The organism is Haloactinospora alba, assembly GCF_006717075.1.
GTDB lineage: Bacteria > Actinomycetota > Actinomycetes > Streptosporangiales > Streptosporangiaceae > Haloactinospora > Haloactinospora alba.
Map to the genome: position 1 here is coordinate 513,486 of NZ_VFQC01000001.1, position 20,328 is coordinate 533,813.

21 protein-coding genes are annotated in these 20,328 nt (G+C 66.7%); 13 read left to right on the top strand and 8 right to left on the bottom strand.

Features of this window, described 5'->3' with window-relative positions; genetic code table 11:
• Positions 1–3: 3 nt before the first annotated feature.
• The 8 genes from FHX37_RS02480 to FHX37_RS02515 all read left to right on the top strand — a co-directional run bounded on the left by FHX37_RS02480 (position 4) and on the right by FHX37_RS02515 (position 11,331).
• A complete protein-coding gene (locus FHX37_RS02480) occupies positions 4–3,588 on the top strand; it encodes a phage tail tape measure protein (RefSeq protein WP_141921852.1) in 3,585 nt (1,194 codons plus the stop codon).
• Positions 3,585–5,588, top strand: a complete 2,004-nt coding sequence (locus FHX37_RS02485) for a hypothetical protein (protein WP_170181486.1) — start codon at positions 3,585–3,587, stop codon at positions 5,586–5,588. Before FHX37_RS02480 ends, FHX37_RS02485 begins: the two co-directional genes overlap by 4 nt.
• Positions 5,585–8,878, top strand: a complete 3,294-nt coding sequence (locus tag FHX37_RS02490) for an alkaline phosphatase D family protein (RefSeq protein WP_141921854.1) — start codon at positions 5,585–5,587, stop codon at positions 8,876–8,878. Before FHX37_RS02485 ends, FHX37_RS02490 begins: the two co-directional genes overlap by 4 nt.
• A gap of 19 nt (positions 8,879–8,897) precedes the next feature.
• The gene (locus FHX37_RS02495) at positions 8,898–9,437 is read left to right on the top strand and encodes a hypothetical protein (RefSeq protein WP_141921855.1); all 540 of its coding nucleotides are present in this window, start codon (positions 8,898–8,900) and stop codon (positions 9,435–9,437) included.
• Between the two features lie 282 nt (positions 9,438–9,719).
• Positions 9,720–9,953, top strand: a complete 234-nt coding sequence (locus tag FHX37_RS02500; protein ID WP_141921856.1) for a hypothetical protein — start codon at positions 9,720–9,722, stop codon at positions 9,951–9,953.
• Positions 9,954–9,961: 8 nt separating this feature from the next.
• Complete coding sequence (locus FHX37_RS02505; protein ID WP_141921857.1) at positions 9,962–10,153, top strand: hypothetical protein; 192 nt, start codon at positions 9,962–9,964, stop codon at positions 10,151–10,153.
• Positions 10,154–10,224: 71 nt separating this feature from the next.
• Positions 10,225–10,512, top strand: coding sequence for a hypothetical protein (locus tag FHX37_RS02510; RefSeq protein ID WP_141921858.1), 288 nt, complete (start codon positions 10,225–10,227; stop codon positions 10,510–10,512).
• Positions 10,513–10,515: 3 nt separating this feature from the next.
• Complete coding sequence (locus tag FHX37_RS02515) at positions 10,516–11,331, top strand: peptidoglycan recognition protein family protein (RefSeq protein WP_141921859.1); 816 nt, start codon at positions 10,516–10,518, stop codon at positions 11,329–11,331.
• A gap of 59 nt (positions 11,332–11,390) precedes the next feature.
• On the opposite strand, the gene FHX37_RS02520 is transcribed toward FHX37_RS02515, so the two are convergent.
• The 5 genes from FHX37_RS02520 to FHX37_RS23410 form a co-directional block, all read right to left on the bottom strand.
• Complete coding sequence (locus FHX37_RS02520; RefSeq protein ID WP_141921860.1) at positions 11,391–11,573, bottom strand: hypothetical protein; 183 nt, start codon at positions 11,571–11,573, stop codon at positions 11,391–11,393.
• A 182-nt stretch (positions 11,574–11,755) separates the two neighbouring features.
• Entirely contained in the window at positions 11,756–12,157 is a 402-nt protein-coding gene (locus FHX37_RS02525; RefSeq protein ID WP_141921861.1) for a hypothetical protein, read from the bottom strand.
• Positions 12,145–12,357, bottom strand: coding sequence for a hypothetical protein (locus FHX37_RS02530; protein ID WP_141921862.1), 213 nt, complete (start codon positions 12,355–12,357; stop codon positions 12,145–12,147). The genes FHX37_RS02525 and FHX37_RS02530 overlap by 13 nt, the downstream gene beginning before the upstream one ends.
• A complete protein-coding gene (locus tag FHX37_RS23405) occupies positions 12,354–12,572 on the bottom strand; it encodes a MerR family transcriptional regulator (RefSeq protein ID WP_246062039.1) in 219 nt (72 codons plus the stop codon). The genes FHX37_RS02530 and FHX37_RS23405 overlap by 4 nt, the downstream gene beginning before the upstream one ends.
• Positions 12,569–13,027, bottom strand: a complete 459-nt coding sequence (locus FHX37_RS23410; protein WP_246062040.1) for a hypothetical protein — start codon at positions 13,025–13,027, stop codon at positions 12,569–12,571. The genes FHX37_RS23405 and FHX37_RS23410 overlap by 4 nt, the downstream gene beginning before the upstream one ends.
• 218 nt (positions 13,028–13,245) lie before the next feature.
• Here FHX37_RS23410 and FHX37_RS02540 point away from each other — a divergent pair, with 218 nt between their 5' ends.
• The 3 genes from FHX37_RS02540 to FHX37_RS02550 all read left to right on the top strand — a co-directional run bounded on the left by FHX37_RS02540 (position 13,246) and on the right by FHX37_RS02550 (position 14,513).
• A complete protein-coding gene (locus tag FHX37_RS02540; RefSeq protein WP_141921864.1) occupies positions 13,246–14,073 on the top strand; it encodes a helix-turn-helix domain-containing protein in 828 nt (275 codons plus the stop codon).
• Positions 14,074–14,089: 16 nt separating this feature from the next.
• A complete protein-coding gene (locus FHX37_RS02545; RefSeq protein ID WP_141921865.1) occupies positions 14,090–14,293 on the top strand; it encodes a DUF397 domain-containing protein in 204 nt (67 codons plus the stop codon).
• A gap of 112 nt (positions 14,294–14,405) precedes the next feature.
• Positions 14,406–14,513, top strand: coding sequence for a DUF397 domain-containing protein (locus FHX37_RS02550; protein WP_141921866.1), 108 nt, complete (start codon positions 14,406–14,408; stop codon positions 14,511–14,513).
• 92 nt (positions 14,514–14,605) lie between these two features.
• Here FHX37_RS02550 and FHX37_RS02555 read toward each other — a convergent pair whose 3' ends face one another.
• Positions 14,606–15,421, bottom strand: coding sequence for a DUF732 domain-containing protein (locus tag FHX37_RS02555; RefSeq protein WP_141921867.1), 816 nt, complete (start codon positions 15,419–15,421; stop codon positions 14,606–14,608).
• Between the two features lie 326 nt (positions 15,422–15,747).
• Positions 15,748–17,463, bottom strand: coding sequence for an AMP-binding protein (locus FHX37_RS02560; RefSeq protein WP_141921868.1), 1,716 nt, complete (start codon positions 17,461–17,463; stop codon positions 15,748–15,750).
• A 265-nt stretch (positions 17,464–17,728) separates the two neighbouring features.
• Between FHX37_RS02560 and pip the strand changes: the two genes are divergently transcribed.
• Complete coding sequence (gene pip / locus FHX37_RS02565) at positions 17,729–18,697, top strand: prolyl aminopeptidase (protein ID WP_141921869.1); 969 nt, start codon at positions 17,729–17,731, stop codon at positions 18,695–18,697.
• An 87-nt stretch (positions 18,698–18,784) separates the two neighbouring features.
• Positions 18,785–18,976, top strand: coding sequence for a ferredoxin (locus tag FHX37_RS02570; RefSeq protein ID WP_141921870.1), 192 nt, complete (start codon positions 18,785–18,787; stop codon positions 18,974–18,976).
• A 75-nt stretch (positions 18,977–19,051) separates the two neighbouring features.
• Here FHX37_RS02570 and FHX37_RS02575 read toward each other — a convergent pair whose 3' ends face one another.
• On the bottom strand, positions 19,052–20,263 hold the full coding sequence (locus tag FHX37_RS02575; RefSeq protein ID WP_141921871.1) for an NAD(P)/FAD-dependent oxidoreductase: 1,212 nt from the start codon (positions 20,261–20,263) through the stop codon (positions 19,052–19,054).
• Positions 20,264–20,328: the final 65 nt, after the last annotated feature.

Genomic DNA, 20,328 nt, shown 5'->3' on the forward strand with positions numbered 1-20,328 from the left:
CGCATGGCCTCGGTCACCAGCCTCGGGTTCAACATATTCAGCTCGTGGTCCGGCAAGGGTGTCCGCGACGCCGTCAAGGACGTCTCCGGGTTCTCCGACCGGATGAAGCAGGTCGGGTCGAATGTCCGCGGGGTCGGCGAGACCATGTCGGCCTCGGTCACCGCGCCGCTGGTCGGCATCGGTACGGCAGCGGTGGCAACAGCCGGAGAGTTCGAGAGCGCCATGCAGGGCGTGGCCGCCGTGACCGGCGCCACAGGAGAGGCGTTCTCCGACCTGGAAGAGGAAGCCAAGCAGCTCGGTTCCAGCACCGCATTCAGCGCAACCGAAGCGGCGAATGCGATGGAGTTCCTCGGAATGGCCGGCTGGGACAACACCCAGATCCTCTCCGGCATGGAGGACGTGCTGGACTTGGCGTCCTCGGGTCAACTGGAGCTGGCGGCCGCAGCGGATGTCGCCTCGAACGTCATGTCCGCGTTCGGGATGGAGGCGTCCGAATCCCAGCGTGCAGCTGACGCACTCGCATTCGCATCAGGTAATGCGAATGTGAACGTCGAAGGGCTTGGAATGAGTTTGTCCAAGTCCGCGGGTGCGGCCAGCTCTGCGGGCTGGGAGGTCGAGCAGGCCACGGCTGCGCTGGGCCTGTTCGGTGACGCTGGTATTCGCGCTGAGGAGGCTGGTACTGGTCTTTCTGGGATCCTCGGCGAAATCATGGCGGAGGGCTCTCAAGCCTCGGAGGTGTTTAGCGATTTCGATATTGCGCTGAAGAACTCCGACGGATCGGTACGCAGCCTCTCCGAGATCCTGATTGACGCCAAGGATGCTGGCATTGGTTTCAATGATGCGACCGAGGCGTTCGGTGCCGAGCATGGCAAGAAGTTCGCCACCATGCTCGGCTTGTCCACCGAGCATCTGAAGGATGCAAAGTTTTCCGCTGATGACGCAGCAGATTCCGCAGGCCGTATGGCGGAAACCCGAATGGAGGGGTTCCAGGGCGGCGTCAAGGAGCTGAAGAGCGCCTTCGAGGGTCTGATGATCGCGATCGCCGATTCAGGGTTGCTGTCATGGATCACCTCGGTTGTCGGCAAGGTCACTGAGTGGACCCAGGCTGTATCGAAGGCGCACCCGTGGCTGCTCAAGCTCGGTGTGATCCTCGGCGTGGTGGCCGCAGTGATCGGGCCGCTGCTGATCGTCGTCGGGGCGCTGATCAGCGCGATCGGGGCGATCGGGGCTGTGATGACGCCGGTCGTCGGTGTCGTCGCTGCGGTGGTGGCTGGGATCGCCGCGCTCGGTGCCGCACTCGTCCTGGCGTGGAAGCGGTCAGAGCAGTTCCGCGGCGCCGTCATGGGTGCCTGGGACGGCATCCAGGCCGGCTGGAATGCGCTGTGGGAGGGCGCGCTCAAACCCGGTATCGATGCCCTCGTCGGCATCTGGAAGCAGATGTGGCCCACGATCAAGCAAACCGCGATCGACGCGTGGAACGCGGTCATGGCCAAGTTCAACGAGATCAGGCCGAAATTCCAGAAGATCTTCGATCGGATCGCGACGATCGTCAAGATAGCTGTCGCGATCATCCAATCTGTGTGGGATGACCACGGCGACACCGTGATGTCGGTCATCTCCTTCATTCAGAATGTGTTCGTCGCCCGCCTTAAAGGTGCTTTCCAGATCATCACTGGAATCGTTAAGGGCGCATTCCAGATCATCACCGGCATCTTCTCCGGAGCCCTCGACGTGATCTCCGGGGTGCTGGATATCTTCATCGGTCTGTTTACCGGCGACTGGCGCCGGATGTGGGACGGCGTCCGGCGGATCTTCTCCGGGGTATGGACTGCCGTGACTTCCATCTTCCAGGGCGCCGTCACCATCCTGAAGGGCCTCGTCTCCGGTCTCATCACCGGCATCGTGACGCCATTCAAGTGGCTATGGAACTGGCTGGTCGGAAACTCGCTAATCCCGAACTTGGTCGCCGCGATCAAGATGCACTTCACGATTATGAAGACGATCATCAAGACCATATTCCGGGCGATCCGCGCCATCGCTATATGGGTATGGCGCAACCTCGTCCTACGCGTCGTCAACTTCGTTCTGAACCTACGTGACCGGACTGTTGCGGTATTCGTGGCGCTGAGGAACAGGGCGCGGTCGATCTGGAACACCATCCGCACCTGGCTGACGGACCGTGCCCGTTCACTACGCGATCGGGTCGTTGACGCGCTCACCACGCTGAAAGAAAAATCCGTCGATGCGTTCGAGAAAGCGAAGGACGGCGTAAAGAAAGCCTGGAACAAACTCAAGTCGGTGGCGAAGACCCCGGTTGAGTTCGCGATCGAAACCGTCTACAACCAGGGTCTGCGGAAGCTCTGGAACAAGGTCGCCGAAAAGGTTCCCGGCATCAGCAAGCTGGGCAAGGCCCAGGTCCCGAAGGGCTTCGCTGGTGGTGGTGTGGTCCCCGGCTACCAGTCGGCCAAGCGCGACGATGTGATGACGCCGATGCGATCCGGTGAGGGTGTGTTGGTGCCGGAGGTTGTCAGGGGGCTCGGCCCGGGATTCGTCCACTCGCTCAACGCGGTCGGCAACAGCGGTGGCGTCGGCGCGGTGCGCAAGCTGTCGGAGCAGACCAACCGGGCGGGCCTCGGCCAGGCCCCACGGGACGGCACCGGAACATTCGCCAATCAGGCTGGTTTCGCGCGCGGTGGTGTGGTCGGTGAGTGGATCTCCGACAAGTGGGACGACATCGCGGGCAAGGCCAAGGAGTGGGCCACCAAGCCGTTCAATGCCTTGAGCGACAAGATCAAGGGCAAGTTCGGCACCGGCGACAATTTCGAGGGCATCCCGCACCACGCGTTCAAGCTCATCAAGGAGAAGGCCCTCGACGCGTTCAAGGACGCCGATGATGAGTGGGCGTCCATGGGCGGCGCCGACTCGTGGGTCGGGCTCGCGAGCGCATCAGAGCGGCTGCAGCGTGCCGCGCGGTTCGCCCGCAAGCAGCACGGCGACCCCTACGTGTGGGGCGGTGTCGGACCTAACGGCTACGACTGCAGCGGGTTCATGGCCGCTATTGAGAACAAGATCCGCGGGACTCACCCATACAGCCGCCGTTACACCACGCACAACTTCTCCGGTGGTGGCCCGGCCGGCTGGGAGCGTGGGCTGCGCAGCCCGTTCATGATCGGCAACACGCACTCTGGTGTGGGCCACCAGGCCGGCACGTTGATGGGGGTAAACGTAGAGGCCGCCGGCGGCGGCAAGGGCGTGCGGGTGGGGACGTCCGCGCGTGGTGCCGGAGCTGGCATGTTCACCAGCCGGTGGGGATTCGCCCCGGTCGCTGGTGACAGCACGGCCAGTGGTAAATCCCGCGGTGGTGTGGTGGCCGACCGAGGCGCGACCCTGTCGCCGGGGCTCAACCTGCTCAACAACCGGACCGGGAAGCCCGAGCCGCTGCAGCGTGTCGATCGGGAGCAGGAGCCCGCCGAGGTGCACCTCTACCTGCATGGCGACGACGAGGAGCAGCTGCGTCGGCTGCGTAAGCAGATCCGGATCAAGGGCGGGAACGTGCAGACCGTCCTGGGCAATGGGGGGCGCCGATGATCTCCCTGGTGGGGTCCACCGACGCCGGAGGTTTCGTCACCGAGGCCACCGTGGCCCTGCCCGACGGGGTCGAGGATGGCGACCGGCTGCTGATGCTCGCGAGCGCGAACGATTTCGACGAGATCGTCAGCCTGCCCAGTGGGTGGGCAGTTCTCACCGAAGATGTTATCGGCGCCGACGTCGCCACGTACGTTCTCACCCGCACCGCTGACGGCGAGCCTGCCGACTACACCGTTGAGTGGAGCGGTGAACACTGGCATTTCCTGAACCTGCTCGCGTGGCGCGGTGTGTCGGGGGTCCGGTCGCACGAGGTAGTCAGCAGCGACGCCGCCTCTACCATCGACCTGCCGGTCCTGCAGGCCGAATCCGGTGACGCCCTGGTGGCCTACGGGTTCCACGACGCGGAGACCAGCAAGAGCTGGCCGGGCGCGCTGACCGAGATCACGAACCTACCGCGCGGCATCATCTCCGCGTGGGAGACGCCGGGTGAGGGGCCAACTGAGGCGCACACGCTCACCGCAGGAGTGAGCGGCCACATCGCGGCGACCGCGATACTCCTAGCTGCGGAGGAGGAGCCGGACCCCTCGGTCAGCCTGCCGATCACCCTGCGTGCTCAGCTCCAGATCGCTGCGGGCGAGTGGACCGAGATCACCGACGATGTGCGCGCCGGGGGTGCGGGCGATGTAAAGATTCAGCGTGGCCGGTCAGACGAGGCGAGCACGGCGGACGCGTCCAGCTGTAGGTTTACGCTCGACAACCGGTCCGGGAAGTACTCACCGGACCACCCGGAGAGCCCGCACTACAAGCAGCTCGGCCGTAACACGTCACTGCGGGTGGGGATCGCCTCGACGGACAGCAGTACGATCTACTGGCGATTCGCCGGTGAGATAGCGGAATGGCCGTTGAGGTGGGACGTCTCCGAAGCGGACGTCACGATCCCGATCGAGGCGTCCGGGCCGCTCCGGCGTCTCAATCAGGGCGAACCACCAGCGCGGTCAGCGCTGCGCCGCTACATCCGCTCCCAGGACCCCATCACCTACTGGCCACTCACTGATGGTGAGTCCGCGGTGCTGGCGTCCCCAGACGTGGGAGCCTACGACATGGCTCCGCTCGCGGGGCCGTTTCCCGGCGGCAACATCAACTATGTCCGCATCCGCATGGACTGGCGCGCGGGTGGCCTGGCCCCATGGCTGGAGAACGTTTCCCAGACCACTGGGGACTTCGGGAAGATCACCGGTCGGTCCTCCCGTGATGACGTCAGCAACGAATGGTCGGTGGACCTGGTGCGGTCCGGCGCTGGCGGAGACGACACGCTGGTGATCCACTCCCGTCACTCCGGCGACGGCGAAACCCAGGAGTGGCAGCTCGGATTCGACGCTGGGACTGAGGAGATCACCCTAGGGGTGCGTCTGCTGCCTGAGGACGGGACGCCTCCCTCCCTGACCAGCCTGGCCACCGTCACAGAGCCGCGGTTTTTCCTCGATACCCAGCCGCGGCACGTCCGGGTGCGCGTCACGGACAGCGGCGGTGGTGAGTCCGATTGGGCTATCTACATCGACGGCACTCTGCTCGCCAACGACACCACCTCAGGCCACACAGCCCCTCGGCCAGTTGCGCGGGTTGAGTACCAGTGGGACCTCGACGAGTCCATTGATGCTCACGACCATGCTGCCTTGGGTCATATCACCATCTGGGACGAAGGGGCAGTGCCAGCCCCACCCACAGCGCTGGACATGACCCAGGCGATGAACGGTCACCAGGGGGAGCGCGCCGGAGTCCGTATCCAGCGTGTCCTGTCCGAGGAGGAGACCCCGTTCCGCGCGGTGGGGGATCTGGAGGCCACTCCTCCGATGGGGCCTCAGCAGACTGCCGGCCCGCTGGAGATCATCCGGGAGGCTGAGCTCGTCGACGACGGGGTTATACACGAGGCGCGGGACGAGGTGGCGCTGATCTACCGCACCAACCGCAGCCGCTACAACCAGAAGAGGAGTGACGCGTGAGCGTGGTGTGGACCTGGCATGGGGCGGCGACGCCAACGTCGGTGTGGGTGCGCGCCCGCGTCGAGGGAACCGACAGCTCCGCGGAGTTGTTGGTGTCAGAGCAAGAGGACATGTCTGGTCCCGTCACCTACGGGCCGGTGTCCCCTGACTCGGTGGACATGGTCAGCATCGACGCTACTGGGTTGGACGCGGATACGCGCTACTACTACCGGTGGGTCATCGACGATGTCGAGCAGACCGACTTCGACGGTACGTTCCTCACCGCACCACCGGATGATGGGCGGCCGCACAACTTCATCTTCGCCGTGGCCGGCGACGCGGGGCTGACGGGTAATGGGGATGACTCCTACATCACCTCGGGCGTCAGCAACAACCCGGTATTCGACACCATGCGCAACAGGGCCTTGTCCGAGGGTTGGCTGGGCTTCTGCCACCTCGGTGACTTCTTCTACCGCGACGGCGAGTCCACCGACGCGTCCCACTTCCGCGACACCTATGACGACGTGCTCACCTACAACGGCGCGGAGGGCGCTTCGGCGCGGCAGGGACGGTTCTTCCGCAGCGTGAACATGACGCTCGCCCAAGACGACCACGACCTGATGGACAACAACACCGACAGCACCTCGCCGGGCCGCGACCCTGCGCTGACGGTGTACCGCGAGTCTGCGCCCCACTACCGGCTGCCGGCGGGGGATGGGGCCGAGGGGATCTACCAGTCGTGGCGGTGGGGGCGGGTGCTGTTCGTGCAGTGCGATGTGCGCGCCTATCGCGACCCCAACGCGGACTTCGACGACGACCCCAGTAGTCCGAAGACGATGCTCGGGTCCGGCCAGAAGTCCTGGATGGAACGCGTCCTGCGCAACAGTGACGCGCAGGCGCTGGTGTGGATCGTGCCGAGCCTGTGGCTGAGTGACCAGGGCGATCAGCAGAACATCGGGGTGTCGTACAGCGGCGGGGGATACTCTCACGACTCGTTCCGCCGGTTCCGTCAGGAACGAAAAGAGCTGGTGGAGCTGCTTGGCGATCATGGGTGGCTGAACAGCATGGTCGCGCTGCAGGCAGACAAACACGCGCTGTCCATGTCCACCGGTCCGGCCAACCCGTGGGGCGGGTTTCCGCTGTTCATGTTCGCCAGCATGGACTCCGGGTTCAGCGATACACCCGAAGGGCAGTACGACCTCGGGCAAAGCCCGGGCCGCCAACGGTACGGAACTGTCCGTGTGGAGGACAGTGGCCACACGATCGCGCTGCACGGCACGGGCTACATCAACGATGCTGTGTGGCGGTCCCATACCGCGTATGCCCATGTGGAGCCACGCACCATCGCGCTGGACTATCAGGCTGGCCACGTCAGCCCGCCGCTGGAACCCACCAACGATGACCAGCAGCTCACCAACGACTTCACCGCGTCGCGGCAAGACGGTGGGGAGGTGCGCTACGAGCGCGAGAACGGCCCGGTCAGTGTCCAGGACCCTCCGAACGGAGTCGGCCGCTACACCGGAAGCGAGACATTCAATGTCGCTTCTGATGACCAGCTGCCGTCCCAAGCGGGATGGCATGTGCACAAGGGCACGGTCGATAAGGCGCGGTACCCGTCGGTGACCGTGGACCTGACGGACCGGACCCGGGCAGGGCTGCGGCCCGATGTCGCGCGTCTCGACGTGGGCGACCGGGTCACCATCGACAACCCGCCCAGCTTCTTGCCGCCCGAGCAGATCGACCTGATCGCCGAGGGCTACGAAGAGACGATCAATCTCGACTCGTGGGAGATCACGTACAACGCGTCTCCGGCCGAGAGCACGCAGGTGGCTCAAGTCGGTCCGGATCTGATCCTGAACTCGAACCATAACTTCGAGACCACGATCTACGGGTGGCGGGCAGTGGGCTCCACGGTGACCCGCACGCGCGAGCATGCCTACCGGGGACAGTACGCGGGCCGCATGGAGCCGGACGGCACATCGTCCAACGCCCGGATCCTCACCCGGATGGAGGACTCCCCGCGGGTGTACGCCGGGATCGAGTACGAGTTCAGCGTGTGGGTGCGGTCGGCCGCTGGCTACGACGTGGACATGAGCGTGCAGTGGTTCGACGCCGACGGCACTAGCATCAGCTTCCCCTTCATCTTGCCGAGCACGTCCATTCCGGCCGAGGAGTGGACCCAGCTCACCGCGTCCGCTGTCGCTCCCGAGGACGCACACCGGCTGCAGTGGTATATCAACCAGCGGGACACCCCAGCCTCGACAGATGTGCTGTGGGTGGATCAGGCCATCATCAGCGACGGCGCCGACCCCGGCACGAACGCTCCGAACCGTGCTGACACCACCGGCTCCGAGCTGGCTGTAGGGGTGGGAGCGGACGACACCGAGTTCGTGGTGCACACAGTGCAGAACGAACGCGGCGACCAGGGGGCGCGGTGGATCAACTCCGATGGCCCCACCTTCACGCATCCGCAGCAGATACCGGTCGACTTACGTCTGGCTGGCGAGGTAGTGCGGGTCACCAGGTCCGAGCCAGCCGGGTGGGACCTGTTTCGTGACGCGCGGCCTGCCGACACGTGGGGCACGTCCGAGTCCGGGCACGCCTGGATCGACACCACAGTGGCTGATACCACCATCGGCACCAGCGACTCCTCGCAGTACGGGTTCGTCCAGCTCAACGCGTCGACGGAAACGATCCGAGTGCAGCGTCTCGATCTGGGAACCGACATCGCTGACTGCGAGGTGCTGTGGAGCGTTCGCACCAACCAGGTGTCATCTGGTTCGTCGCAGCTGCCGTCGTTGCTGCTGCGGTACCAAGGGGGAACCGACTACTACCGGTGCCGCGTGCATCTGAACGCTGATGAAACGGTATCGGTGTCGATCACCCGTGGCACCAGCCAGGTCGGTGGGACGGTCGACCTGCCGCTGCTGACCTACGCCGCCAGCGCTGACCTGGACGATCGCATCTGGGTGCGAACCCGCATCATCGGGCACCGCGTGCTGGCCCGCGCCTGGACCATAACCCCGCCCACGGGTGAATCGATCGGACCTGAGCTGGATACCAGCTACCAAGAACCTCCCGAGTGGCACATCGACCGGGAGATTACCGACCCCCTCACCGCGGGCCAGATCGGATTCAGCACGTCGACGTTTAGCGGCTACTCGGGCACGGACCCGTCGATGCGGTACCAGCTCGTGGAGCTGGTCACTCCGCAGCGGATGACGGTGACCCGGTCCATCAACGGGGTCTCGAAAACACACGATGCGGGCACAGAAATCGGGCTTGCCACACCCGCGACCATCGCACTCTAACTAGGAATAGGGGAAAACTATGCCGTGGCCGTGGTTCGCGGGACAGGTAATCACCGCTGACGACCTGAACCGATCCCGCACTCGCCAAGTGGTTCAGGCAGCTAACCAGGAAGTGGAATCCTCCACCACCCTGGTGCCGACCGAGGTCAGTATCCCTGTAGAGGCAGGGGCGACCTACTGGGTGTACACCGTTATCGCCTATTCCGCAGCCAGCACCCAGGTGACAGGCGCCGGCGGGCTTCGGTGGTCCTGGGATGTGCCGACGGGGACGGCGATGCCGCGCGTCACCGCAGCGTATTCCCTGGAGGATCCTGACAACGATGAAGACCTCAACACCGGTGGGAATGTGATTCTTCGGTCCCCGTCTGCGTCCACGGAGATGCGGGCGGAGGGAACGCACGTAGACAACTTCAACTCGGTTCACGAAAATGCGATTCTGCAGGTGGGCGGAGCGAGCGGGACGGCGACGTTGCAGTTCGCCCAGTGGAGTTCCTCCAGCACTCCCACCATTCTGCGTGGAATTCTGCGTACCCGATCGTTCTACACGCGCGTCCAATAGAAACGAGGCACCATGCCCACTCCTGAGGGAGCGACCGAAGTAGAGTACCAGTTCAGCACCCGCGACTATCCTCCATACATCACGAGCTGGACCGTGGTGTTCGAGATAGGTTCCGGAACTTCGGGGGAAGCGATGCACACTATGGCCGAGGTTGCGGCGGACGCCATGGTGAATTGGCTCAGGTCAGAATATCCGGATTCCGACATTGACGCGTCACGGTCCTACACCGGAAGTATCGCAGGCGCGCCATGGCCCGAGTAGCTCAAGCGAGGGAGACGTGCTGTGCCTGATGATCGCGAAACGCGGGATCTGCTAGTTGAGATCCGGACTCGCCTCGACGTCGCGTTGACCAAGCAAGAGGATCACGAGTCCCGTATCCGGGACCTGTACCAGCGCATCGCCACGTGTGTCACTGGTGAGGATCTGCGGATCCAGCGTCGCCAGGTGATCGCGATGGCCACGGTGTGCGTGACGGTGGTGGGCGGCGTCGTCGGCCTGGTGACCGCACTGACCTAAGGAGACTCATGCATCCGTCCACTGAGGCGATTCTCCAGCACTTCGCTTACGACCATCTTCCGCCGCACCTGCAAGAAATATCCGCGCCGTTCGCGCGTCTGGCCCATGACATGGCGGGCCGGCTGGATGGTCCGGAGTTGACCGTGGGGCTGCGCAAGCTTCTGGAGGCGAAGGACTGTATGGTCCGCGCCGCCCTCTGACCTGCCTCATCGCGAGTCTGATTTTTGGAACCCCGCCGTGCGCGGGGCTTTTTTATGCCCAAGGAGGGCTGATGTCTCTCATTACGCAGCTGTATGACCGGGTGCGGTACCTGCTGCGGTATCGCCGTAACCCGGCCGTGTACGTGGCTATCGGGCTGGTGGTGGTGCTCACCGGGTGGCGGCTCGCCAACGGAATGCCGCTGGAGGACATCCTCACTGAGAACTACGTCGAGTCCATGCTGATCCTCGCGGGCGGCGTCATCACCCGGCTGCAGGTCTGGTCGCCTGAATCCGTCGAAGATCTTTTCGCCGCCCAGGACGTGCCTGACGGCCACCTGGCCAGCGACGGGGAGGGCTGAGTCGTGCCGGTGATCGAGTCGGCCGCCACGGTGGGTATCCCTTCTTCGATCGGGTCCTCCGCCCGGCCGAGGAGCGGGATCGTGGTGCACTACGTCGGCGCATCCTCGGTGTCCCGCGGGTCGCACGCGAACTGTCGTGCCCAGGTGCGTGGGTGGCACCGGTACCACCGCGATGGCAATGGGTGGAGTGGCCTGGGCTACCACTTCGCGATCTGTCACCACGGCATCGTGATGACGGGACGCGGCCTGAACCGGCGGGGTGCGCACGCCCCGGGCGCCAACGCGACCCACGTCGGGGTTCTGTTCATGCTCGGCGGGTCCCAGCGGCCTACCGAGGATCAGCTCGCTGGATGGCGCGAGTTCCGGGACTGGCTCTCCGGTAAGGGCGTGGACACCGGGGACGTCACCCCGCACTCCCGGTGGACCAGCACATCCTGCCCCGGCGACCACCTGCGGAGCCGGGTATCCAACAACTGGGGAACCGGCGGATCCGCCGGCGTGGAGGAGGACCCATTGATCGGACTTAGCAAGGGCGACACCGGCGAGGCCGTTAAGGGCTTGCAGGCGCTCATCCAGTACGCCGGCGGCGAGTTGCCCAAGCATGGGGTGGATGGCGACTACGGCGACGAGACCGCGGCAGGGCTGCTGGCGGTGCGCGCCAGCGTCGGGTCGACGGCCAAGCCTGGCTGGGGCGATACCGTGACCGGTTATGCCTACGCGCAGTTGATGCGTGCCGTCGCCCGCGCCGAAGGCGGCGGTGACACCGCGTCGCTGCCCGAGACGGTGTCGGTGTCGGGAGAGCTGCACGTGGGAGGCTGACCGCTCAGCCCGCAGAGAAGCGCCCGCTCACCTGATGGTGGGCGGGCGTTCTTCGTGTGTCAGGGGTCCTGTGCGCGTCGTGCTCTCACCCGCGTCACGAGTTCGAGGTAGCGGTACATACCCAGGCTGGCGATGAGGATGTCGCGCACGTCGGCGCGGTCCTTAGGGGTGAGGCTGTTCCGAAGGGTGTCCATCCACGCCTCGTCCTCGGCGGCCTGGGCGTCGCTGATGTCGTCGTCCATGGGGCCGGTTATACCCATGGGGCCGCCCCCGGGCGCAGTGTGAGAGGGGAAGGGCGCCCGGGGGCGGGTGTGAGCCCCGAGCGCTGGTCCGCCACAACGCTCGGGGGTGGGGTGCGTGCGTTCCCCCGCGCCACGCACGCACCCCGTGCGCGCCTCGGCCGCGACGCGCATTCCGTGATGGTCTACTCGCGGAGTTCGACCGGGATCCAGTCGGTCAGGGTGCGCGGGTTGGCGTGGCGCACCGGGCCGCCCTTGGCAGGCCGCACCAGGACGTCACCCTGAGCCGTGCCGGGCTGGGGTGCGTGGCCGGTAACCACGTACACGGTGAAACTCGCCCCGTGCAGCCGCACCCGCAGCCCCACGGGCCACCGGCACTGCAGGAACGACAGATCCCCACCGGAAAGGCGCTCCACCGTGTCCGGGTGGACGGTGACCGTGTGGGCATCGCCGACCGTGTCGCGGGGTGCGATCCGCAGCATCCCGTCAGGGCGTTGCACGACGACGTCCCACGGGGTGAGACCGTCGGGTTCCCCGGACAGCCGCACCCACATGCCGGGTTCCCACCCGGGCTCTACTCCTCGCACGGGCCACCACCTCCCCCAGCGCTGTGTTGGTGGGAAACCGTTCCCGTGTTCTCGTCGCCGAGCCAGGCAACCACGCGGGCATGCAGTTCCTGCAGGATGTCGCGCAACTGGCCGGGCCACAGGGCGTCGTCGTCCATAGCCTGGGAGAGCTGCTCCACCAGGTCGAGCAGTTCGCGGCGTTCCCGCGGTGTGAGGTTCACGGCTGGTCACCCCCCTCCTCCTGGTGGTTCATGGCGGCCATGAGGTCCTGGACCTGGCCGGGCGTGAACCGGCGGTGCCCGCCCGGGGTGACCAGTGCCGGGTCCAGGCGGCCCTCGCGCACCCAGACGTTGACTGCGGCGGTGGTCACGCCGAACGCCTCGGCCACGTCACCGGGACGCAACAACGGAGAGGACCAGCTCTCGGGGATACTCACCAGGCCACCCCCGCACGGTTCTCTTCGCGTTGGGACTTCCACGCGCGCACCAGCGGGGACAACTCCGCGCGGAGGTCGTCCAACCCGTCGCCGTATGCCGGCGGGGCGGAAGGTTCCGGCGCGGGGACGGCGGCACCGCAGGCGGGGCAGTGCCCCTCTTCCTCCCGCTGTTGGCGCAGGCGCTCGAGCTCGGTCACGTAGGGCCGCACGGGGCTGTGCTCCTCGGGGTCGAGCAGTTCGGGTTCGGGAAGCGGGTGAGTCAGTGGGTCCGGCAGTACTTCCGACGATCGCGGCGGCGGCACGGTGAAGCGGCGGGCTGATTCCCGACGGCGGGGCGCAAGCGGCACCGCGACGCGCGGTTCCAGGCGTTCCTGGCGGTCCCGGTAGCGCGTGGGTGGGAACAGGGCGATAGCCAGCATCAGGAGCAGCGTCCATAGGGACGCGAGGTTGCGCATAGCTCACCTCGGGTGATCAGGCCGCCCGGGATCAGGCGGCGGGAAATGATTGGGCACTGCCATAGTGAATGTTGGTCGCTAAAATCGCAATACCGAAAGATGGATCGGTATGCGCTGTAGAGCATCAACAGCCAACTAGAGAATTGGTAGTTAGCGAAATGTCCGAGAGTGAGAAGTTCGCCGTAGGATCGGGAGACAGCCATACCGAAAGGAGCGACGTGCCCGGCAGCCCCATCGCACGGAGACGACGTCTTTCATCGGAGCTGCGCGTCTTGCGGGAGGACACCGGACGCACGGCACAGGAGGTAACCGATGCGCTCGGGTGGTCACGTGGCAAGCTGACTCACATCGAGCAAAACCAGTGGAAGCGTCCCAACGTCCGTGACGTCGAGGACCTCCTCGACGAGTACAAGATCACCGACGAAACCAAACGTGAGGAACTACTGACTCTGGCCAGCCAAGCCCGACAGCGCGGATGGTGGTCGAGCTTCACCGATGCTCTCGGCACCGGCATGTTCGTCGGCTTGGAGGCTGAAGCTCGTAGCATCCGAACGTTTGAGGCATTGGCTATCCCTGGTCTGCTCCAGACTGAGGACTACGCTCGTGCCGTGATCCGCGGTGGAGGATTCGTCGATGAGGAGGAAATCAGCCGCCGCGTGCAGGCCCGCATGCTGCGCAAGCAAGTACTCGAGGCAAAGAACGCGCCGCTGTTCTGGGCGATCATCGACGAGTCGGCGCTACGTAAGGTCACTCCGGAGCTTAAGGGACAGCTGCAGCACCTGCTCGATGTGCAACGCTCCAGCGTCGGCATCCAAGTACTGCCGGACTCAATCGGCCCGCACGCCGCGATGACCGGGTCGTTCGTGATCCTGGATTTCCCAGAGCCAGACACTCCAGTGGTCTACCTAGACACAGGCTCTGATGAACTGTATCTAGAAAAACCTGCTCACCTGGAGCGATACGAGACCTTGTGGCGGTATAGCCAAGCAGCAGCTCTTTCGGTGGACGAGTCGCGTCGCTTCATCGAAGAGCTGCTCGAGACATAATAGAAGGTTGCTTGTCATGAAACCCAGCATTTCCCGTAACGAAGTGGTCTTCCGGAAGAGCTCTTACAGCAGCTCCCATGGACAGAACTGCGTAGAGGTCGCCGAGCTCTCCGGTGGAGCCGCCGTGCGCGACTCCCAGCACCCCGATCACGGGCACATTCCGTTCTCAATCGCCGAATGGCGCGCGTTTGTTGAAGGCGTGCGCTCCGGCGAGATCTGACGACGCCCGCAACACAAGTACCCCCGGGGATTTCTCCCGGGGGTACGTGCTGCATTTACCCAATGCATTTCCCACATAGATCCTACCCTGTTGTAGCTCGAGGTAGCCAGGCATGGTTACCGCTGTCCGCGACACCCAGAACCGGGACGCCGGGCACCTGTCGTTCTCCGCCACGGAGTGGAAGGCGTTCCTCGACGAGGTCCGTGCCGAGAACCTGTAACCCCTTCGCCCCGTGGTGACCCCCGATCACGGGACGAACGCGTCAGCCCCGGTTCGTCCGGGGGCTGTTGTTCCGGGCCGGCTGGGGGATGTTCACCCCTCATCGCACAACTCCAGTCCGGTGTCGATCAGATCACCGATCCCGACCCGCGGCGTGAAGTCGTCGGGCGCCTCCTCGCCGGCCTCCTCTATCTCGTCGAGTAGCTCCTGGTTCACAGCCCAGATGGGTTCGATGTCCTCCGCGCGGGAATCGGCGACGCCGTTCACGGCGTACTCGGTGTCGTCCACGGTGATCGTGACGCTCTCGACATCGGGGCCGTCGATGATCTCGCACTGAAGCTCGCCCTCGGTCTCGGTGAGCGGCCAGGTGAGATCGTGCTCCTCGAACTCTGCCTCGGTGACGTGGCCGTCGTCGGGCCAGTCACCCTTCCCGGTGTCCTCGGTGCTGGGCTCCTCGCACAGATACGTCTGGGCGTGGCCCACCAGGGGTGAGGCCACCTTCGAGATCGGCGTCTCCTCGTCCTCGCCGTCGTCGGGCTGGAGAGACTGGACGACCTCGGTGGGAGCCATGCCGTCCTCGAGGTCGGAGCAGACGGCGTAGCCGAGCTCCAGGTTGTCCTCGTCGCCGAACCCGTGGATACCCGAGCCCTGCTCCTTGGCGTCTTCGTAGAGGGCGTCGAGGAACGCCTGCTCGTCTTCGGAGATCCCGTCGTCCTCGCTGCTGTCCTCCCCGTCAGGTGCGGCGTGTTCGGGAGGCGGGCCCTCGGGGAGGATGCCGGCGGCTTCCATCAGACCGCCGATCGCCCCAAGGGTGAGGAAGATTCCGATGCCGATGATCCATGCCTTCGCGGCAGGGGACATGGCAGACCACCGCTGCGTGATGGGGCGACCCGGCTGGGGGGATGTCATGGGGGCTCCCGTGGCGTAGGCGTACAGACGCGGCGGAGCGGGCGCCGACACTTCGGATGGTACGCCGCGGGGGTGGGTCCGGGTCAGGTGATTGTGGCGCTGTCACGGAATCGTGAGGAGTAGTGCGGCTGGGACGGGGGATTTTTGGGCCGCACTATTTATCGCACACGGCATCGTGCTATGTTGACGCTCTCGCAGTTCAGAGCGTCAACCTTGCCGTCGCACACGGCAATCCCGCCCCATTACGCACACTAACCCGGCCGTGTCCGGCGGTCGTCCGCGGGCAGTGAGGTACACGGCACTCTCCGGAGGGCGCGGTGTGTGGTTCACTCCTGGATTTCGGGAAAGTCCGACTCCCAGTACTCCCCGTCGCGGCGGGGCTCCTCGGGTGTCCCCTCGCGTTCCTCCTCGTGGGAGCGCAGCTCGACCCGGCGGATCTTGCCGGAGAGCGTCTTGGGGAGCTCGGCGAACTCCAGGCGCCGCACCCGCTGGTACGGGGCCAGGCGCGTGCCGGCGTGGGCCAGGATGGAGCGGGCGAGCTGCGCCGTGGGCTCCGCGCCCGCGGCGACGGTGACGTAGGCCTTGGGGACCGCGAGGCGCAGCGGGTCGGGGGAGGGGACGACGGCGGCCTCGGCGACGGACTCGTGCTCCAGGAGGACACTCTCCAGCTCGAACGGCGAGATCCGGTAGTCGGAGGACTTGAACACGTCGTCGGTGCGCCCGATGTAGTAGACGTAGCCGTCGGCGTCACGGGAGGCGACGTCGCCCGTGTGGTAACGCCGGTCGCGCGTCACCTCGACAGTGCGCTCCTCGCTGTCGCGGTAGCCCGACATCAGCCCGACGGGGGAGTCGTCCAGATCCAGGCAGATCTCGCCCTGTTCCCCCCGCTCGCCGGTGGCGGGGTCCTCCAGCAGCACCGTGTAACCGGGCAGGGGCAGTCCCATGGACCCGGGGCGCACCTCCTGGCCGGGAACGTTGCCGACCTGGATCGTCGTCTCGGTCTGGCCGTAGCCGTCCCGCACCGTGACCCCCCAGGCCTCCCGCACCCGGTCGATGATCTCGGGGTTGAGCGGCTCCCCGGCGGCGACAGCCTCGCGGACGGTGACGTCCCACCGGCCGGGGTCGGCCTGGAGCAGCATCCGCCACACGGTGGGAGGGGCGCACAGCGTGTCCGCGCCGCAGCGCTCCACCCGCTGCAGCAGGGCGGCGGCGTCGAAGCTCTCCTGGTTGACCACCAGAACCGTGGCCTGGGCGTTCCACGGCGCGAAGACGCTGCTGTAGGCGTGCTTCGCCCATCCCGGTGAGGACACGTTGAGGTGCACGTCCCCCGGACGGATGCCGACCCAGTACATGGTGGTGAGGTGCCCCACCGGGTAGGAGAGGTGGGTGTGCTCCACCAGTTTGGGCCGGGACGTGGTACCGGAGGTGAAGTACAGCAGCAGCGGGTCGTCGGAGCGCGTCTCCCCGTCCGGTGCGAAGTCCAGACCGGCGTGCTGGGAGTCCGCGTAGGAGAGCCACCCCGCCACCTGCCCCACCGAGATGCGGGTCCAGTGCCCGGCCACGGCGGAGAAGGAGGGGGTGTCGGCGGCGTTGGCGACGACGTGGGCGATACCGCCGCGGTGTATGCGGTCGGCGATCCCGGACTCGGTCAGCTGCGTCGTGGCGGGCACGATCACCGCCCCCAGCTTCGTCGCGGCCAGCAGGGTCTCCCACAGCTCCACCTGGTTGCCCAGCATCACCAGCACCCGGTCGCCGCGGCGCACCCCCTGGGCGTGCAGCCAGTTGGCGACCTGCCCGGAGCGGTCGGCGAGCTCGCCGTAGGTGACCCGGGTGTCCGTGTCGGTGTCGGCGTCCGTGTCCACGATCCACAGCGCGAGACGCTCCGGGTGCTCGCGCGCCGCCACGTCGAAGTGGTCCAGAGCCCAGTTGAAGTGTCCCGGGCGCGGCCACGCGAACTCGCGGCGGGCCCGGGCGAGGTCGCCCCGGCGCTCCAGCAGGAGGTCCCGGGCCGAACGGAACGTCTCGGTCGCCGAACCGGACATCGTGCACCTCCGCGTCGATGGTGTGTCTGCCGCCGCTCGTGTCCGCCCGCGGATGGCGAAACGCGCGGCCCACCACCCGGCGCGGGGACACCGAACGTGCTGTACCTAGGATTGTGCGTGATGGTGCGGCTTCGCGACAGGAACCGGTCGGCGATCCGCGAAGTCCGAGAGGCAAACCAGTACCGGGCGTCCTGACCGGGCACCCCCGTACGGGACGCGAGCCGGCCACGACCGGCCAGCAGAACAGAGAAGGGCAACCGCTTCCATGCGCACGCTGTACCCGCCCATCGAGCCCTACGACTCCGGCATGCTCGACGTCGGCGACGGGCACCACATCTACTGGGAACTGTGCGGAAACCCCCGCGGCAAACCCGTGGTGTTCCTGCACGGCGGGCCCGGTGGCGGCTGTTCCCCCGCGCACCGCCGGCTGTTCGACCCGCAGCGTTACCGCATCCTCCTGTTCGACCAGCGCAACTGCGGGCGCAGCACGCCCCACGCCAGCGGCATGGACGTCGGGTTGGAGACCAACACCACCTGGCACCTGGTGGCCGACATGGAGCGGCTGCGCGCCATGATCGGCGCGGAGAAGTGGCAGGTGTTCGGCGGTTCGTGGGGAAGCGCGCTGGCGCTCGCCTACGCCCAGCAGCACCCGGAGCGGGTGACCGAGCTGATCCTGCGCGGGATATTCACGCTCCGCAGCGAGGAGGTGCGCTGGTTCTACCAGAGCGGGGCCTCCTACATGTTCCCCGACCTGTGGGAGTCCTACCTCGCACCCATTCCGGAGGAGGAGCGCGACGACCTGATCACCGCCTACTCGCGGCGGCTCAACTCACCGGATCCGCAGGTGCGGCTGGAAGCCGCGCGGGCGTGGAGCGTGTGGGAGGGGTCCACGATCACGCTGCTTCCCGACGAGGAGATCCGCGCCCAGCACGCCGAGGCCGACTACGCCCTGGCGTTCGCCCGGATCGAGAACCACTACTTCGCGCACGGCGGGTTCTTCACCCCGCGCCAGCTCATCGCGAACGCCCCCACTCTGAGTTCCATCCCGGGGGTGATCGTGCAGGGCCGCTACGACGTGTGCACCCCCGCCATGACCGCCTACGAACTCCACCGCGCCTGGCCGGAAGCTGAATTCCATATCGTGGATGACGCGGGGCACGCGTTCTCCGAACCCGGCATCCTTCACCGTCTCATCGAGGCGACCGACGCGTTCGCCGACACCCCGGCCAGATGATCCCCCCGCAACCGCGGGCTGACGCGTGCCAGCCCGCGGGGCTAGGGTCAACGGGCACGTTCCCGAGAGGCGAGAGGAGAGCGTCGTATGCGAGTGAGCGTCGACTTCGACCAGTGCGAGAGCAACGCCGTATGCATGGGGATCGAACCGTCGGTGTTCGAGGTCGGTGACGACGACATGCTCACCGTGCTGCAGGAGGAGCCGACGGAGGACCTGCGGGCCACCGTCACCGAGGCGGCCCGGCTGTGCCCCAGGCAGGCCATCACGGTCGAGGGCTAGATAGCCCGGGGGAGGCGGGGGAACCGCGCTGCGCTGCTGGGGCCCCGCGCGGGAGGGCAGGGGGACAGGCGCCCGTCACTGGTCCTGGGAACCGGCCTCGCGCAGGGCCTCGTCCCAGCTCGTCTCCCGTTCCAGCAGCGGGCGGTAACGCATCGTCCTCGGGGTGGAGCGCAACCCGAGGATCCCCACGAGCCGCCCCGCGCGTCCGAAGAACGCGACGAACTTCCGCTTCTCGACCGACCCGTGCACCACCTCCACGGTGTCGGCGGGAGCGGCCTGCCCCAGCACCTGGATCTTCATCCCGTACTGGTCGGACCAGAAGTAGGGCACCGGCGTGTACTCCCGCTGCGTCCCCTCGCCCGTCAGCAGGTTGCGGGCGGCGACATCCGCCTGCTCCCCGGCGTTGGTCCAGTGCTCCAACCGCATCCGGCCGCCGTAACGCGGGTGCGGCCACTCCGCGAGGTCACCGGCGGCGTACACCCCCGGCACCGAGGTGGCGCACCGGGCGTCGCACACCACCCCGCCGTCGTGCGCGGACAGCCGCACCCCCGACCCGGCCAGCCACGCCGTGTTGGGTTCGGCACCCAGACCCGCGACCACGAGCTGTGCCGGTACGGCGGTGCCGTCGCTCAACCGGACGCGTTCCACGCGCTCCGCGCCGTCGAACGCCTCCACTCCCACGCCCAGCCGCAGGTCCACCCCGTTGTCGCGGTGCAGCTCGGCGAGCACACCGCCCACCCGCGGATCGACCGCCCGGGTGAGGGGAGCGGGAGCGGCGTCCAGCAGGGTCACCTCCAGCCCGACGGCGCGAGCGCTGGCCGCGACCTCCGCGCCGATGAACCCCGCACCGACCACGACCACCCGCTGCACCGAGTCGAACGCCTCCCGCACCGCCTGGGCGTCGGCCAGGTTGCGCAGCACGTGCACCCCGGCCAGCTCCGTGTCCGGCCGGCGCGCCCGGGCGCCGGTGGCCACGATCAGCCCGTCGTAGCCCAGGGTCGTGCCGTCGTCCAGCAGGACGGCCCCCTCTCGGGGGCGCAGTCCCGCCACCCGGGTGTCCAGGCGCGTCTCCAGGTCGAGCGCCGCCACCTCGCTCTCCTCGCGCAGCAGGACGCTCTTCGCCGACCCGCCCCCGGTCAGGACCTCCTTCGACAGGGGAGGCCGGGAGTAGGGCTGGTGGTGCTCGTCACCGACCAGGGTGATCCGGCCGTCGAAGCCGGCGTCGCGCAGCGACTCCGCGGCGTGCAACCCAGCCATACCGGCACCCGCGACCACGATCTCGCGCATCCTGCGGTATCTCCGTCCCGTTCCCGCGAATCGAATGTCCTCCGCGCGCGGGAACGTCCGCGACT